At 60.6% G+C, this 16073-nt stretch carries 10 protein-coding genes and 4 pseudogenes; 11 read left to right on the top strand and 3 right to left on the bottom strand.

From position 1 onward, the window contains the following. Nucleotides 1-169: 169 nt before the first annotated feature. Nucleotides 170-850, bottom strand: a complete 681-nt coding sequence (locus WLY71_RS05245; protein ID WP_347802760.1) for an LLM class flavin-dependent oxidoreductase — start codon at nt 848-850, stop codon at nt 170-172. 515 nt (nt 851-1365) lie between these two features. Between WLY71_RS05245 and mrdA the strand changes: the two genes are divergently transcribed. Further along, nucleotides 1366-3258 carry a penicillin-binding protein 2 gene (gene mrdA, locus WLY71_RS05240; protein WP_347802759.1) on the top strand — a complete coding sequence of 631 codons (1893 nt, stop codon included), beginning with the start codon at nt 1366-1368 and terminating at the stop codon, nt 3256-3258. A 12-nt stretch (nt 3259-3270) separates the two neighbouring features. Here the strand turns inward: mrdA and WLY71_RS05235 are convergent. After that, a pseudogene (locus WLY71_RS05235) lies at nt 3271-3825 on the bottom strand (substrate-binding domain-containing protein); the annotation flags it as partial. Nucleotides 3826-3888: 63 nt separating this feature from the next. Here WLY71_RS05235 and WLY71_RS31270 point away from each other — a divergent pair. The 8 genes and pseudogenes from WLY71_RS31270 to qhpG all read left to right on the top strand — a co-directional run. After that, nucleotides 3889-3966 (top strand): annotated as a pseudogene (locus WLY71_RS31270) (hypothetical protein); the annotation flags it as partial. Nucleotides 3967-3998: 32 nt separating this feature from the next. Next, nucleotides 3999-4181 (top strand): annotated as a pseudogene (locus tag WLY71_RS05225) (MFS transporter); the annotation flags it as partial. Between the two features lie 24 nt (nt 4182-4205). Beyond that, nucleotides 4206-4964, top strand: a pseudogene (locus WLY71_RS05220) (M20/M25/M40 family metallo-hydrolase). A gap of 63 nt (nt 4965-5027) precedes the next feature. Beyond that, nucleotides 5028-6026 (top strand): histone deacetylase family protein, encoded by a 999-nt coding sequence (locus WLY71_RS05215; protein ID WP_347802757.1) that lies wholly within the window; start codon nt 5028-5030, stop codon nt 6024-6026. Nucleotides 6027-6250: 224 nt separating this feature from the next. Then, nucleotides 6251-8155: a sigma-54-dependent Fis family transcriptional regulator gene (locus WLY71_RS05210; RefSeq protein WP_347802756.1), complete on the top strand. Its 1905-nt coding sequence runs from the start codon at nt 6251-6253 to the stop codon at nt 8153-8155. Beyond that, entirely contained in the window at nt 8155-9873 is a 1719-nt protein-coding gene (locus WLY71_RS05205) for an ABC transporter ATP-binding protein (RefSeq protein WP_347802755.1), read from the top strand. Before WLY71_RS05210 ends, WLY71_RS05205 begins: the two co-directional genes overlap by 1 nt. After that, on the top strand, nt 9863-10540 hold the full coding sequence (gene qhpE / locus WLY71_RS05200; RefSeq protein ID WP_347802754.1) for a subtilisin-like serine protease QhpE: 678 nt from the start codon (nt 9863-9865) through the stop codon (nt 10538-10540). The genes WLY71_RS05205 and qhpE overlap by 11 nt, the downstream gene beginning before the upstream one ends. Further along, the gene (gene qhpG / locus WLY71_RS05195) at nt 10537-11826 is read left to right on the top strand and encodes a flavin-dependent monooxygenase QhpG (protein WP_347802753.1); all 1290 of its coding nucleotides are present in this window, start codon (nt 10537-10539) and stop codon (nt 11824-11826) included. The genes qhpE and qhpG overlap by 4 nt, the downstream gene beginning before the upstream one ends. A gap of 138 nt (nt 11827-11964) precedes the next feature. Here qhpG and WLY71_RS05190 read toward each other — a convergent pair whose 3' ends face one another. Next, the gene (locus WLY71_RS05190) at nt 11965-13455 is read right to left on the bottom strand and encodes an aldehyde dehydrogenase family protein (protein WP_347802752.1); all 1491 of its coding nucleotides are present in this window, start codon (nt 13453-13455) and stop codon (nt 11965-11967) included. A gap of 286 nt (nt 13456-13741) precedes the next feature. Between WLY71_RS05190 and WLY71_RS05185 the strand changes: the two genes are divergently transcribed. Continuing rightward, a complete protein-coding gene (locus WLY71_RS05185) occupies nt 13742-13996 on the top strand; it encodes a DUF1652 domain-containing protein (RefSeq protein WP_347802751.1) in 255 nt (84 codons plus the stop codon). Between the two features lie 425 nt (nt 13997-14421). Next, the gene (peaA, locus tag WLY71_RS05180; RefSeq protein WP_347802750.1) at nt 14422-16002 is read left to right on the top strand and encodes a quinohemoprotein amine dehydrogenase subunit alpha; all 1581 of its coding nucleotides are present in this window, start codon (nt 14422-14424) and stop codon (nt 16000-16002) included. The last annotated feature ends 71 nt before the right edge of the window (nt 16003-16073 follow it).

Here is a 16073-nt window from a genome sequence, read left to right as displayed (position 1 = left end):
CATCGCCGATGGTAGTGTGGGGTTTCCCCATGTGAGAGTAGGTCATCGTCAAGATTAAATTCCGAAACCCCTATCTGCGTATGCAGGTAGGGGTTTTGTTTTGCCCGCAGGAAAGTGGCATGGCGAAAAAGGGATAGTCCATCGGCTATCCCAGGTTCCAGTAGCATCGTTAGTGAAACTTCGGCAGAACGTATTCAGCGATCTCTTCAATAACCTCGGCAACCGGTCGCTCGCTACGACGCAGATGCAAGCCAACGTGCTGCACACCGGCTTCACGCAAAGCCTGAAGCTCATCAATCAATGCCAGCCTCCCGCAGCTGCCGCCAAAACGTACACGTCGCATCGGTGCATGAGGATTAGCCGCCAGATCCAGGTGAACGAAGCTGATGTAGGGTTTATCGCCACCGACCTCCCGCCACAGTCCCTCTCGGCGCCGATGCTCATCCGGAGTACCGGGGTAGGCGAGCCAGCCGTCCATGCGTTTGCCAATCCACGCAGGGGATTGCTGACCAAGGCCTGCAACCAGTAATGGCACTGGCTGATCTCGCTCCGGTAACAGACGAGCACCTTCGGGCAGGCGGCCTTCACCTTGGCTGCGCAACAACTCAACCGTCTCGCGAAAGATCTCTCCCCGCTGATCGTAGTCCACACCAAATAATGGATACTCCATAGGTCGGTCGCCGCTGGCCACACCCAGTAGCAGACGTCCATCACTCAGTTCATCAACACTGTTGGCTGCCTTGAGCGTTAACCAAGGTTGACGTAGCGGTAATACAACCGCCGCCGTACCCAGCATGATGTTGTCGGTGATCCCTGCCAGGTAGCCAAGGTAGGAAAAGGTTTCGAACACCTGTGCCGCATCACCAAAATTGGGATCATAACCGGCACATCGCGTACCCACAGAGCGTGGAAACCAGCCTTGTCTGCGAGGCGTGCCATAACGGCGTGCTGCTTCAGGTCCGGAACACCAAACGGCCGCTCCTCGGCAATTCGCAGCCGCTGCCCATCGCTGGACCAATCATTATCCAGCGGCAGTTCCAACCCAATGGAAAATCCAGTCGAGCCAAGTAAATGTTGAAATTGTGGATGCATGAAAGACTCCAAAAACACAAAACGGAATGACATGCACCCAGTATCTACAGGCCCTCCTTCAAGAAAAATGCATGAATGGGAATATCAATCTTGAGAAAAACGCACGAGTCATAAAGAAACCGAACGTCGTTTTAGTCTTCAAGGACAACCGTTAGAGGAAATCGCACTAAAGTGACCGTCCGGTTTTTGGTATGGTGCAGCTCGTTTTTTAACGGACTGATTTCAAGCCTACGGATCGGCACCCCCCTTTACAGTCAAAGAGCTGCTGCAGAAATGCCCCAACCGATACCGATCAAGGACCACGAAAAAGAGACGCGCCTGGTCAACAAAAGACTGATGGCTTGTGCCCTGTTCGTTGTTGCCATTACCTGCGCGCTGGTAGTGCGCATGTATGTCCTGCAGGTGGTCGAATTTGACTATCACTCGACGATCTCCGAAAACAACCGAGTCCACGTCCTGCCGATCACCCCCACGCGCGGATTGATCTATGACCGCAACGGCGTAGTTCTGGCGGATAACCGGCCCAGCTTCAACCTGACCATCACCCGCGAACGCGCCTCCGATGTCAAAGAGGAACTGGATGAGGTGGTCAACCTCCTGCATTTACCGACCGAAGATCGCGCGTTGTTCGACAAGGCAATGAAGCAGACCCGGCATCCGTTCGTGCCGGTCACCTTGTTCTACGAGCTCAACGAAGAACAGATCGCCGTGTTGGCGGTCAACGAGTTCCGTCTGCCGGGGATCGACGTAGAGCCACAATTCGTTCGCCACTACCCGATGGGCGTGCACTTTGCGCATTCGATCGGCTACGTCGGTCGCATCAACGAGAAAGAGTCCAAAGCCCTGGACACGGTGGAATACCGTGGCACTCAATCCATCGGCAAGACTGGCATCGAAAAATTCTACGAGTCGCAGTTGCACGGCCAAGTGGGTTACGAAGAGGTCGAAACCAACGCTCAAGGCCGGGTCCTGCGAGTGCTCAAGCACACCGATCCGATCCCAGGCAAAAACATCGTACTGAGCCTCGACGTCAAACTTCAGGAAGCCGCCGAGGAAGCCTTGGGTGATCGTCGCGGTTCGGTGGTCGCACTCGATCCGTCGACCGGCGAAGTACTCGCGATGGTCAGCAAGCCGAGTTTCGACCCGAACCTGTTCGTCACCGGAATCAGCTTCAAGGAATACGCAGCGCTGCACGACTCCATCGACCGGCCATTGTTCAATCGCGTACTACGCGGTCTCTATGCACCGGGTTCGACCATCAAGCCGGAAGTGGCCATTGCCGGCCTCGACGCCGGCGTCGTTACCCCGCAGACCCGCGTCTTCGACCCCGGTTATTACCAACTCCCGGACTTCGATCACAAATACCGCAACTGGAACCACAGCGGCGATGGCTGGGTGGACATGGACGCGGCGATCATGCGCTCCAACGACACCTATTTCTACGACCTGGCCCACAAGCTGGGCATCGACCGACTGCATGACTACATGGCTATGTTCGGCCTCGGTGAGAAAGTCTCGCTGGACATGTTCGAAGAGTCTGCCGGCCTGATGCCATCGCAAGCCTGGAAGCGTGCCACGCGCCGTCAGGCATGGTTCCCGGGTGAGACCGTGATCCTCGGCATCGGCCAGGGTTACATGCAGGTCACACCATTGCAGCTCGCCCAGGCCACTGCACTGATCGCCAACAAAGGTGTCTGGAATCGCCCGCACCTGGCCAAAACCGTGGACGGTGTTGCGCCAGTGGATGAGCATCCAATGCCAAACATCCTGTTGAAAGACCCGCGTGACTGGGAGCAGGTTAACCACGGCATGCAAATGGTGATGCACGACGCTCGCGGGATTGCACGGGCGGCAGCGGCGGGGGCTCAGTACCGCATCGCCGGCAAGAGTGGTACCGCGCAAGTGGTGGCGATCAAGCAGGGCGAACGTTACAACCGGGCGAAAACCCTGGAGCGTAACCGCGACAACGCCCTGTTCGTCGGCTTTGCCCCGGCCGAACATCCGAAGATTGTCATCTCGGTGATGATCGAAAACGGCGAGGCCGGCGGTCGCGTCGCAGGTCCCGTGGTGCGACAGATCATGGATGCCTGGCTACTCGATCAGGACGGTCACGTGAAGCCGCAATACGCCACACCCAGCAAAGCACCGGGAGATCCTCACGTCTAAGCGATCAAGGCTTTACAGCACAGGCTCACGAATACTGAGCATGTGCTGGAAGCTTTCGAGGAACACGGTTTCGGCCTGACTCATCTTCTGCTCGCGATTCCACAGCAGCTGGATATCGAAATCCACCACCCCATCTTCCGGCGGCAAGCGCCAGAGCAAACCCTGCTCGACATCCCTACGCACCAGGTGCGTCGGCAGACAGCCAATGCCGAACCCTGCGCAAATCAAGCGATAAATCTCTTCGAAACTCGTCGATGAAGCGACGATCTTGCCGGTAAAGCCTTGCTGGTCGCGGAACAATGCCAGGGGCGAAAGATTGCCCTCCAGTTGATCGCTGGTGAAGCTGACAAAGTTCTCCGTCGCGAGCTGTTCCAGAGTCAGATTCTCTTGCCCAAACAACCGATGACGCTGCCCACAAAAGTACGCATAAGTCTCACGAAACAGCACCCGTTGCTCCAGCCGCGGCTGCGGTAAACGGCACAGGCCGACGCCAATGGTCGCCGTCTTTTGCAGCAGTGAACTGATGATATTCGAGCTACCCATCACCTCGACTTCAAACTCGATTTTGAAGCCCCCAACTTCTCCTCAGCCGCGCCGCGCCGTGCGGCAGCCGCAGCCTTTATCGGCACCATGATCGAATGGTACGACTTTTACATTTATGCCACCGCCGCCGCGCTGGTATTCGGCGCGCTGTTCTTCCCCTCCGACGCCGGTGCTGCTGATTCTGCTGCGCATCGTTTTGTGGCGCCGTGGCCGGTGGCCTGACGCCGCTGACCGGCACCTTGCTGGCGCACAAATTCGCCGGCCAATGGTGGCCGATGGCGGTGTTCTACAGCCTGATTGCCGCGACTTCGCTGATCTGTGTCCTGTCCCTTGCCCGTCGCCATGCCAGCGCTGAACGCCTCGAAATGGCCAACGCTTAATTAACGTATTCCCAGGAGTAACTCATGTTGAACATTAATGGTGAACGCCTCTGGGCGAGTCTGATGGACATGGCCGAAATCGGCGCCACCGCACGTGGCGGCAGCTGCCGCCTGGCCCTGAGCGATGAAGACAAGGCTGGCCGCGAATTGTTTTCCCACTGGTGCCGCGAAGCCGGCATGACCCTGAGCGTGGATGCCATCGGCAACCTGTTCGCCCGCCGCGCCGGCACCGACCCCGATGCCGCTGCGCAAAGACGCCCTGTATGGCGTAGCGAGGATGATCCAGGCCATCGAAAGTCTGGCCACCGATTTCGCCCCGAAGGCCTGACCACCGTAGGCGAGTTGAGCATCAACAAATCGTCGCGCAACACCATACCGGGCTTGGTGAATTTCACCGTCGACCTGCGTCATCACCGCGAGGAAGCGATTGAGGCCATGGAGCAGCAAGTCCGCGAGCGGCTTCAGACGATTGCCGATAGCCGAGGCTTGAACCTGACGATTACGCCTCACTGGATCAGCCCGGCAACACCGTTCGATGCCGATTGTGTGGCGGCCGTGCAGCAGGCGGTGGACGCGCTGGGCTACGCTCAGCAATCGATTGTCAGCGGCGCCGGGCATGATGCAATTCATCTGGCGCGGTACTGCCCGACGGCCATGGTATTCATTCCTTGCCTCGGCGGCTTGAGCCATAACGAAGCCGAGGACGTGTTGCCGGAAGACGTGCGTCAGGGCACCGATGTCTTGCTCAACGCCGTGCTATCCCGCGCCGGTAAAGTCGAATAAAACGCAAGCCCGCTCCCACACTGACAGGTATTAACCCATGCGTAGTTTTTCCACCCCGAACAATTGCTTCACCATCCACGCAGCTACTACTCCCGTGGGCAGATGCGCACACCACAGGAAGTGCCGGAGCGGGTCCAGCGGTTGGTCCAGGCGTCGCACTCGCTGGGCTTTAAAGTCGAGCAACCGACCGATGCCGGGCTCGATCCGCTGCTGGCGGTCCACGGCGCGCCGTACCTGACGTTTCTGCAGGAAGCGCATCAGCGCTGGAAAGAGATTCCCGAGGATTGGGGTGACGAGGTGATGTCGAACATCTTCGTCCGCGAACCTAATGCCCTGCGCGGGATTCTCGCCCAAGCCGCCCGCTATCTCGCGGACGGCAGTTGCCCGGTAGGTGAGCAGACCTGGCGTTCGGCCTATTGGTCGGCACAAAGTGCGATCGCCGGGGCTCAGGCGTTACTCGATGGTGAGCCGGCCGCTTACGCTTTATGTCGCCCGCCGGGTCACCACGCCCGGGCCGAAGCGGCCGGGGGCTTCTGCTATGTGAACAATGCTGCGGTGGCCGCGCAGGTATTGCGTGCCGGATTTGAGCGCGTCGCGGTGCTCGACACCGACATGCACCACGGTCAGGGGATTCAGGAGATTTTCTACGACCGCGATGACGTGCTCTACGTCTCCGTGCATGGCGATCCGACCAACTTCTATCCGGGGGTTGCCGGGTTCGCTGATGAGCGGGGTGTCGGGAAGGGCGAGGGCTTCAACCTCAACTTGCCGATGGCGCATGGCGCCAGTGAGGCGGACTTCCTGGGTCAATTGGACGTAGCGTTGGCGGCGGTGAAAGACTTCGGCGCCGAGGTGTTGGTGCTGTCCCTGGGGTTCGATATTTTCGAGCTGGATCCGCAGAGCAAAGTGGCGGTGACCCGTGAAGGGTTTGCGCGGCTGGGCGAGCGGATTCGCAGCCTGGGGGTGCCGTGTCTGATTGTGCAGGAGGGCGGGTATCACCTGGAGAGTCTGGAGGATAATGCGCGGGCGTTTTTTGTGAATGCCAAGGTGTGGCAGATCTGAGATCTTTGGTGTCTGGTAGATCGCTTTCGCGAGCAGGCTCGCTCCCACAAGATTTTTTGCGCATGACCTGTGGGAGCGAGCCTGCTCGCGAAGAACGATTACGCGGTCCACTTGACGGAACACAAGCGCCGTAAGGCACTTGCCATCGCCCTGACGTTAACGTAAAAATTGCGGCAGGGCGCTGATCTTAAAAAAGCGCAAAGCGGACCGATCCGGAGCGCTTGATGACGCTAATAAAAACAACTCCTCCCAAACTTCACCGCGAAGCCAGGCTGGCCCGGGAAAAGCTCCATCTCGAGGGCGAAGTCCCGGATGGCGTGTTGCGGGCGGAAATCGATGCGTCGTGGCGGCGTAGCCTGAGCCATGGCGTGCATTTCAATGCCAAGCACGAACTGGCGCTGGAATCGAGCGCGAGCCTCGACGTCCTGTTGGCGAGCAATCGGCTGCTGATCGATGCGGCATTGCCGGCCATCGATTACCTGGCCGAACGTCAGGGCAAGGAAGGGCTGATCATCCTCGCCAATTCTGACGCCACCATCCTCGCCGTCGAAGGACGCGCCGATCGCTTCAAGGGCAGCGGCCTGCAAGACATCACCCTCGGCGCCTGCTGGAGCGAAGCCGCTCGCGGCACCAACGCGTTGGGCACCGCACTGGTGGAAGCCCGGCCAACGATGATCGATTGCGGTGAACATTACCTCGATCGCCTGACCGATTTCTCCTGCACCTCGGTGCCGATCCGTTGCCCCCAAGGCGACATCCTCGGCGTACTCGACCTGACCCGCGAAGGCCCGCTGGGCCGCGTTCACGACAGCACCGCGTTGCTGGCCATGGCCGTCAGCCAGATCGAAAGCCGGGTGTTCAACGCCAGTTATCCAGACGAGATCGTCCTGGCCTTCCATAGCCGTCTGCAATACCTCGAATCCCCTTGGCAGGGCTTGTTGGCAGTGAGCCTTGGCGGACAGATTCTCGCGGTCAGCGCCCAGGCCTGTCAGTTGCTGCATGCCGAGCGCTCGGCGCTGGTCGGTCGACGTTGCGAAGAGTTTCTGGGCGTCGATGGCCTGCAACTTCTGTCGCGTCTGCATCAGGGCGGTGTTGGCAGTCTGCAAACGGCCAAAGGCGAGTTTTTCTACAAAACCCTGCGTGCGCCGCAGCGTTCGATCAACGTCAGCACGCCGCCGCGCAGCACAGCGAAAACCGCCAAAGCACAACCGGATCTCGAATCCCTGGCCGGCAGCAATGTCCGGTATGCCCGAGCCTTGCGCATGGCCCGTCAAGGCCTGGCGAATGAGCTGCCGGTGTTGCTGCTGGGTGAAACCGGCACCGGTAAGGAAGTCATCGCCCGCGCCCTGCACATGGCCGGCACTCGCTGCGACAAACCCTTCGTCGCGGTGAACTGCGCGGCGATCCCCGAAGGTCTGATCGAGTCGGAACTGTTCGGCTACCGCGAAGGTGCGTTCACCGGCTCGCGTCGCGGCGGCATGATCGGTCGTCTGCAACAGGCCCATGGCGGCACCTTGTTTCTCGACGAAATCGGCGACATGCCGCTGGCCTTGCAGGCCCGTCTGCTGCGGGTGTTGCAGGACCGCAAAGTGGCACCGTTGGGCGCCGGCGAAGAGCAAGACATCGACGTCGCATTGATCTGCGCCACCCACCGCGACCTCAAGCGACTGGTAGAAGAAAAACACTTCCGCGAGGACCTGTTTTATCGGGTCAACGGCATCAGCGTGATGCTCCCGGCCTTGCGCGAACGTGAGGATTTCAGCGGTTTGGTCGCTCGCCTGCTGGCCAAACTGGATGCGCCGGCGATGGTCCTGCATGACGATTTGAACCGCTTGCTCGGCGGCTATCACTGGCCAGGCAACATTCGCCAACTGGAAATGGTTTTGCGCACCGCGTTGGCCATGCGCGAGCCGGGAGACACCGTACTCACCCTCGACCACTTGCCCGACAGCATGCTCGACGAGTTGAGCGCCACCGAACGCCCTCAGGCCGGCAGCATTCGCGAAAACGAACTGGAGCTGATTCGCCAGTCCCTGGACACTCACCAGGGCAACGTCTCGGCCGCCGCCGACGCCTTGGGCATCAGCCGCGCGACCTTGTATCGCAAGCTCAAACAGTTGCGCTCGTGATGCAGCGCTTGATCGTTCGGCTGATCGACAGCCAAAACCCCGAAGCCCTGCAAGCGGCCTTGCGCTGGCTCTACAGCTTCGTGCGGCCCCATCGTCTGGCGATTGCCGGGCTGCTCGGGTTATCGGTCTGCGCCTCGTTGCTGGTGTTGGTCCAGCCTTGGCTGACCAAACTGCTGATTGACGATGGCCTGCTGGCGCGCAACTTTCCGATGCTGGTGCTGATCGCCGGACTGATGATCGTGGCCGGGCTGCTCGGAACGGGGCTGTCGGGAATCAATCGTTACCTGCACACGCGGCTGTCCGGGCGGATTCTGTTCGCCCTGCGCGATGACCTCTATCGGCATTTGCAAACGCTCTCGCCGAGTTTCTACGGCCAGCGCCGAATCGGTGACTTGATGTCGCGCCTCGATGGCGACGTCGCGGAGATTCAGCGCTTTGCCGTGGACTCGTTGTTCTCGGCGGTATCGAGCGTGATCGGTCTGGTCTGTGCCGTGGCGATGTTGCTGACCCTGTCGTGGAAACTCTCGTTGCTGGCACTGGTGCTGATTCCCCTCGATGTGCTCTGGCTGCGCTGGATGCGACGCAAGGTCGAACGGGATGTGCGGCAGTTACGCGAGCGCTCGGCGGACATGTCCTCGTTCATGGTCGAGACCTTGCCGGTGATGAAGTTCATCCAGTCTGCCGGCCAGCAACAGCGTGAATCGCGGCGCCTGGAGACGTTGGGCCAAGGCTACATGAGCCAGTTGCTGCGCCTGCAAGTCACCGAGTTTTTCACCCAGGCGGTACCGGGCACACTGACGTCTCTGTCCCGTGCCTGCGCGTTCCTGATCGGCGGATATTGGGTGGTGCAGGGGACCTGGCAATTGGGTGCGCTGATCGCGTTTTCCACCTATCTGGGCATGGCCGTCGGACCGGTGCAGAGCCTGCTGGGGCTCTATGTCGCGGTCCAACGAATGACCGTCAGCCTCGGACGCGTGATGGAATTGCGCGGCGAAGAACCAACCGTTCTCACACCGGTCACGCCGCAGCCGATGCCGACCTCCGGCGAACTGCGTTTCGACGATGTGCACTTCAGTCATCCCGGTCGCCCGACAACTTTGCGCGGGATCGAAGCGCGAATTCCCTACGGTTTGAAAGTCGCTCTGAGCGGCGGCTCCGGGGTCGGCAAATCGACCCTGATCGACTTGCTGCAACGGCACCACGATCCGCAGTCGGGCCGGGTGTTGCTGGGAGAGGTTGATTTGCGCGAACTGGACCTGTTCCAGCTGCGTCGGCGGATTGCCGTGGTCAGTCAGGACATCGTGCTGTTTCGCGGCAGCCTCGCCGACAACCTCGCCTATGCGATGCCGGACGCCAGCCGTGAAGCGATTGCCGAAGTGGCGCGGCTGGCGCAACTCGACAGCCTGATCGAGTCTTTGCCCGAAGGCCTCGACAGTCCGTTGGGCGAACGTGGTCAGCAGTTGTCCGGCGGGCAGAAACAGCGCATCGCCATCGCCCGGGCGCTGTTGCAGGATCCATTGATTCTGGTGCTGGACGAAGCGACTTCGGCGGTGGATGAAGCCACCGAACGTGAAGTCATCGAGGCCATTGATCGTCTGTTTGCCGGGCGTACGCGGATCCTCATCAGCCACCGTCCTTCAACCTTGGCCGATGCCGATTTGCGCTTCGAATTGCTCGACGGCGTACTCACTTCAAAAACGGTGCTGCATGAAGCCTGAGCTGCGGATTGGTGTGGTGGATAGTGGTCACTCGGCGGCGCAGCGAGTGCAGGTTATCGCCGGGCGGCGCTTTTCGTTGCTGGCGGATGGATTGGCCGAAAGCGATTTGCGCGACGATCCGCTGGGCCACGGCAGCGCGGTGATCGAGGCCATCGGTCGACGGGCGCCTTCGGCGGTATTTTGCGTGGCTCAGGTGTTCGACCAGCGTGGCGTCACCAGCGCGTTGCAGATCGCCACGGCGATTGATTGGCTGGTGGCGCAGGACGTTCGGCTGATCAATTTGAGCCTCGGTTTGCGTCAGGATCGCAGCCTGTTGCGGGAAGCCTGCAGGTTGGCGGTAGCGCGAGGTGTTTTGCTGTGTGCGTCCAGTCCGGCTCAGGGCGAGGGCGTGTTTCCGGCGAATTATCCACAGGTGCTGCGAGTCACCGGCGATGCGCGCTGTGCCGAACAGGAATGGTCGTGGCTCAACAGCGCTCAAGCGGATTTCGCCGCGTGTGTGCATGGAACCTATCCGGGGCAGTCTGGCGCCAGTCTCGGCTGTGCGGCGTTGAGCGGGCACATCGCGGGTTTCCTGGTTGCACATCCTGAGGCGAGCAACGAACACGTCATCGAGTGGCTGCGGGAAAACGCCCGTTATCGCGGCCCTGAACGGCGCTTCGGACCATGATTTTGATTCTTGGCGCAGGGCCAGCGGGAGCGGCGGTTGCCTTGGGTTTGCGCCGGCTCGGTTATCCCGTGACGCTGGTCAGCGAATGGCGGCGGTTTGCGGCGCTGGAGGGCGTTTCCATTCGGGTGCTGGAGGCCTTGCGTGGCGCCGGGCTTCATCAGGCGCTGGCGGAGGCGGCGCTGCCGTCTCAGCGGCAGGTGTCATGGAACGGTCAGCAGCATGCGCAGAACATCGAATTTTTACTGGATCGCCCGAGCTTTGATCGTGGTTTGCGCGAGGATCTGCGGCTGGCTGGCGTTGAGCTGATCGAAGGCCGAGTGCTGACCGTTCAGACATCGGTTTCGGGGCATCGGATCGAGGTCGAAGGGCGCGAGGCGCTGCTGGCGGATTTTCTGGTTGAGGCGCGTGGGCGTCAGGCACCTGCGCTCGGCAAAGGCCTGCGCGGGCCGGAGACGGTCAGCCTGCTCAATCGCTGGCAAGGCACGCCGGGCAGCACCGCCAGCGCCGTGGAAAGTCTTGAGGACGGCTGGGCCTGGATGGCCCGGCGAGCCGACGGTCAGTGTTACTGGCAATGGACGGTGGACGTGGCCAGTGCTGAATTGCCGGGCAAGGCGCAGTTGCTCGATTACTGTCGGGAGCGACGTCAGGGTTCGGCGTTGGCGCGGGCTTTTTTCGGTGTCGAGCCTGAGATCGATCTTCAACTACAGGCTCGCAGCAGCACGGCGATTCTTTGCCCGCAGGTGTGTGGCGATCACTGGATTCGGGTAGGCGATGCGGCGATGGCGGTGGATCCGCTGTCGGGCAACGGGATTTTTCAGTCCTTGTCCTCGGCGTTACAGGCGCCGACGGTGATTAACACGTTGTTGCGTAAACCCGAGCGAGCGGCGCTGGCTCAGCGCTTTCATCAGCAACGGGTGGAACAGTTGTTTTTGCGTTTTGCGCGGATCGGGCGGGATTTTTATGCCGATGAGCAGCGTTGGCTGGATCAGCCTTTTTGGCAGGCGCGGCGGCAGTGGCCGGATGCTGAGGTGGCCCATGCCCAGGCGGATTTTTCCTTGTTGAGAATCGAGCGAGCGCCGGTGTTGAAAGAGGGTTTTGTGGATGAGGCCGCGGTGGTGATCACGGCGGATCAGCCGCTGGGGATCTGGCATGTGCAAGGGGTTGAGTTGGCGCCGTTGGTGCGGCGGTTGGGCAGCGAGCCTGCGGGTCAGGTGTTGGCGGGATTGACGGTGGAGCAGGGACGGGTGGTCCGGAGTTGGTTGTTGGCCCAAGGCTTCAAACCCTGAGATTCTTGTTGTCTGGGCTGGCCCTATCGCGAGCAAGCTCGCTCCCACATTGGTTCTGTGTCGATCACAAATCAAATGTGGGAGCGGCGGTGCGACGATTCGACTTGCTCGCGAAGGCGGCCTAACAAACGCCGACAATCACAACTTGATCAACACCGACTTCAACTCGGTGTAATGCTCAATCGCCGCATACCCCATTTCGCGTCCAACCCCGGACATCTTGTAACCACCAAACGGCAGCGCCGGGTCCAGCGCGCTGTGGCAGTTGACCCACACCGACCCAGACTTGATCCGCGGAATCATCCGGTGCACCGCCGCCAGATCGTTCGACCAGATACTCGCCCCCAGCCCATACGGACTGTCGTTGGCCATGCGCAACGCATCGGCTTCGTCATCGAACGGAATCGCCACCAGCACCGGCCCGAAGATCTCCTCCTGCACCAGCGAGTGCTTCTGATCGACATCCACAATCACCGTCGGTTTGACGAAAAAGCCCGGCCCAAACTGTTCGCCACCACAGGCGATCGTCGCGCCACTTTCCCGGCCCTTTTCGATGTAACCGTAAACCCGTTCCTGTTGGCGTGCGGAGATCAGCGGGCCCATGTCGACACTCGGGTCCATGCCGTTACCGAGCTTCATGGCGTTGGCGATGTCGGCGATTTCCGCCACCACATTGTCGAAATGTTTTCGCTGCACATACAGCCTGGAGCCTGCGCAGCACACCTGGCCCTGATTAAAGAAAATCGCGCTGGCGGCGCCGGCTGCGGCGCTCTTCAGGTCGGCGTCGGCCATGACGATGGTCGGCGATTTGCCGCCCAGTTCCAGGGTCACCCGGGTCATGGAGTCCATGGCGATCTTGCCGATCTGCTTGCCCACGGCGGTGGAGCCGGTGAAGGTCAGCTTGTCCACCAGCGGATTGTGGGTAAGGGCGGAACCAGTGGTGATGCCGGTGCCGGTGACCACGTTGAACACACCTTCGGGGTAACCGGCTTCCAGCACCAACTCGGCAAGTTTCAGCGCGGTCAGCGGGGTTTCGTCGGCGGGTTTGAGTACCACGGTGCAACCGGTGGCCAGGGCCGGGCCGAGTTTCCAGCAGGCCAGCAGCAGCGGGAAGTTCCAGGCGACGATGGCGCCGACCACGCCCACCGCTTCGCGGCGGATGAAACTGTGGAATTGATCGTTGGGCATCAACGGCAACGACACTTCAACGCTGGAACCTTCGATCTTGGTCGCCCAACCGGCCATGTAGCGCAGGAAGTCGATGGACAGTTGCACGTCCATCACCTGGGCTACCGCCGCGCTTTTGCCGTTGTTCAGGCATTCCAGTTGCGCCAGCAGTTCGGCGTCGCGCTCCATCAGGTCGGCGAGTTTCCACAGCAGGTTCTGCCGCTCCCGAGGTCGGGTGCGGGTCCAGGCCGAATCGTCGAAGGCCTGACGGGCGGCGAGCACGGCGCGGTCGACATCCTCAGGCGTGGCCCGCGGCACGACGCACAGCACTTCGCCGGTGGCAGGGTTGTGCAGGGGCATGGTCTGGCCGTCGGCGGCCTCGACCCAGTCGCCGCCGATGAGCATGCGCGGGGCGCGCTGGATGAATGCCGAAGTGGCGGGAAGCAGATAAGGGAGGGGCATTTGGCGAGACCTCTTGTTGTTCGTGAAAACGTGGCTTTCATAACGGCTGGCAATGGCTGTGCCAAGTGCCCGCAAAGGCAGGACCGCCCTTGATCGGCGGGGTTTTGGGGCACTCAAGGGAATCGCGGGCGCTGTGAGATTGTTGCAAATTGCGACATCTATGAGACGACGAGCAACCGGGTTGAGACCTTGAGGTACCCGTTATTGAGGACTAGAATTTTCAGGATCGGTGGGTGAAGTGACGGACCGTTCATCCGGCAATACATCTGGCGTGAGGGAGCTAACGATGTTCCTTTCAACCCTGGAAATTCAAAACATCATTGAACACAGTTTTCTGCCCTCCGTGTGCACCTGCACCATGGCGGCGGACCAGTCCCTGACGATTCGGGTCTGCGACTGCATGACCGGCAAAGTGGATATAGTGGCCACCCACGTTCCCCTGTGGACACTGGACAGTCCCCATGCGATCGCGTCGCTGGTGGCGGACATGCAGCACGAGATCGACGTACACAAAAGCGTTCCCCCCACCTTTGACATCTGAACCGGCGTCACGCCGCACCGTGGAAAACGGTGCGGCCCGCGCCGACTATTCAGGCTGCAAGCTTCCGGGAAATTTCTTCGAACGTATTGCCATCCACGGCAGCCATCAGCTTTCTGTCGTCCCTGAGTGTCGCCAGAAAGTTCAATCGTCGGCCGACGAACTGTTCCGGTCTGGCCATCTATGCTGTCTCAGACTGCAACACCTGTCGCGATATTAGACGCAGACGATCTCGTTCAGCGATGGCACAACACAGTCATCTTCACGCAACGGCTTGATTTAAAAGCTAATCGGCAAGCTGGCACGCTCCGTGTATTGCTCATCGCAGACGTTTCTCTTGCCTCCGTCAGCGGTGCGCCGCCGACGGCAGAAACCATAAAAACGATAAGCCACAAAAATAAGAAAGCACCGTGCGAGGTTCGACGTTGATGAAGAGAAAACTCCGATCAGGCCTGAGTGCCAGCCTGCTGGCCGTGGCCGCTTGTGTGGCGCTGCATTCGCCTTACAGCCTGGCAGCCCGCGACGCTCAGACCATCCTCAAGGAAACCTGTCAGGGCTGTCATACCCCCGAAGCCGATAACGCCCTGAGCCGCATCAGTCACCAGCGTAAAACTCCGGAAGGCTGGCTGATGAGCATCGCCCGCATGCAAATCATGCACGGTTTGCAGATCAGCGATGACGACCGCCGAACCCTGGTCAAATACCTGGCCGACACTCAAGGCCTGGCCCCAAGCGAGACTGATGGCGTGCGTTATGCGCTGGAGCGTCGACTCAATACCGTCGAGAAGTTCGACGACCAGACCAGCCAGATGTGCGGCCGCTGCCACTCCGGTGCGCGGGTCGCGCTGCAACGGCGTCCGGCCCAGGAATGGGAGCGTCTGGTGAACTTCCACCTCGGCCAATGGCCGTCTCTGGAATACCAGGCGCTGTCTCGCGACCGCGACTGGTTCGACCTTGCTCGAAAAGACATGGTGCCGCTGTTGGCCAAGCGTTATCCGCTGGACAACCCGGCCTGGAAAAAATGGCTGAGCACCGCGCCGAAAGCTGAAGCGCTGGTGGGCGACTGGAGCTTTAGCGGTCACTTGCCGGGCAAGGGTGAATTGGCCGGCGTGATGAGCGTCACGGCTGATGGCAGCGACACGTTCAAGGTCAGCGTCAAAGGCCAATACGCCGGTGGCAGCCCGTTCAACGGCGATGGCAGCGCGATTCTCTACACCGGTTACGAATGGCGCGGCAACGTGACCATCGACGGCGTGACCATGCGCCAGGTGTTCGCCGCCCAAGGCAACGCCATGCAGGGCCGGATGTTCGAGGCCGAGCATGATGAGCGGGGCCTGGACTTCGTCGCCGCCAAACAGGGTTCGAGTCGTTTGCTGGCGGTGCAGCCGGGTTACCTGAAGGCTGGCGCCGAAACTGAAGTCACCCTGATCGGCAGCGGCCTCACCGGCAAACCGAACTTTGGCAAAGGCGTGGAAGTGGTCGAAGTCATCGAGCAGAGCCCGGAGCGCATCAAGGTCAAACTCAAGGCCGCCGCCAATGCTCAACCGGGTCTGCGCAACGTCACCGTCGGCACGCTGAAAGGCCCGACCCTGTCGGTCTACAGCAAGATCGCCGGAGTCAAAGTCGTGCCCGAGTTCTCGGTGGCACGGATCGGCGAGGGCGGTGGTTCGACGCCGAAAGTCCAGGGCCGTTTTGATGCCGAAGCCTGGGGCAAGGGCGCAGACGGCAAGCCGTATCGCATCGGCGTGTTCCCGGCGCAGTGGTCGGTCGAAGCCTTCGACGACCGCGCCAAGGAAGACGAGGACGTCAAGTTCGCCGGCACCATGCAGGCTGACAGCGGCGTGTTCACACCGGGCGATGCCGGGCCAAACCCGCAGCGCAAAATGTCCACCAACAATGCCGGCAACCTCAAGGTGATCGCCGCGGTCGACGACGCAGGGAAATCCCTGACCGGCGAAGGCCACATGATCGTCACCGTGCAACGCTGGAACAATCCACCCATTCCATGATTTTGAAAACGTGAGCTGGCTGACTTCAACGGCTTCAGACATTTTTTTGGAATGACCGTGAGCCCCGTAGA

It is taken from the genome of Pseudomonas rossensis, assembly GCF_039888995.1.
GTDB lineage: Bacteria > Pseudomonadota > Gammaproteobacteria > Pseudomonadales > Pseudomonadaceae > Aquipseudomonas > Aquipseudomonas rossensis.
The sequence above is the reverse complement of the archived record's forward strand: the minus strand, read 5'-3'. Positions and strand labels throughout refer to the sequence as shown.

Bases quoted from the DNA above. Each gene is read 5' to 3' on its own strand.
- qhpG (WP_347802753.1), top strand. From the start codon at position 10,537: ATGATTTTGATTCTTGGCGCAGGGCCAGCGGGAGCGGCGGTTGCCTTG.
- qhpE (WP_347802754.1), top strand. From the start codon at position 9,863: ATGAAGCCTGAGCTGCGGATTGGTGTGGTGGATAGTGGTCACTCGGCG.
- WLY71_RS05185 (WP_347802751.1), top strand. From the start codon at position 13,742: ATGTTCCTTTCAACCCTGGAAATTCAAAACATCATTGAACACAGTTTT.
- WLY71_RS05205 (WP_347802755.1), top strand. From the start codon at position 8,155: ATGCAGCGCTTGATCGTTCGGCTGATCGACAGCCAAAACCCCGAAGCC.
- WLY71_RS05190 (WP_347802752.1), bottom strand. From the start codon at position 13,455: ATGCCCCTCCCTTATCTGCTTCCCGCCACTTCGGCATTCATCCAGCGC.
- mrdA (WP_347802759.1), top strand. From the start codon at position 1,366: ATGCCCCAACCGATACCGATCAAGGACCACGAAAAAGAGACGCGCCTG.
- peaA (WP_347802750.1), top strand. From the start codon at position 14,422: ATGAAGAGAAAACTCCGATCAGGCCTGAGTGCCAGCCTGCTGGCCGTG.
- WLY71_RS05210 (WP_347802756.1), top strand. From the start codon at position 6,251: ATGACGCTAATAAAAACAACTCCTCCCAAACTTCACCGCGAAGCCAGG.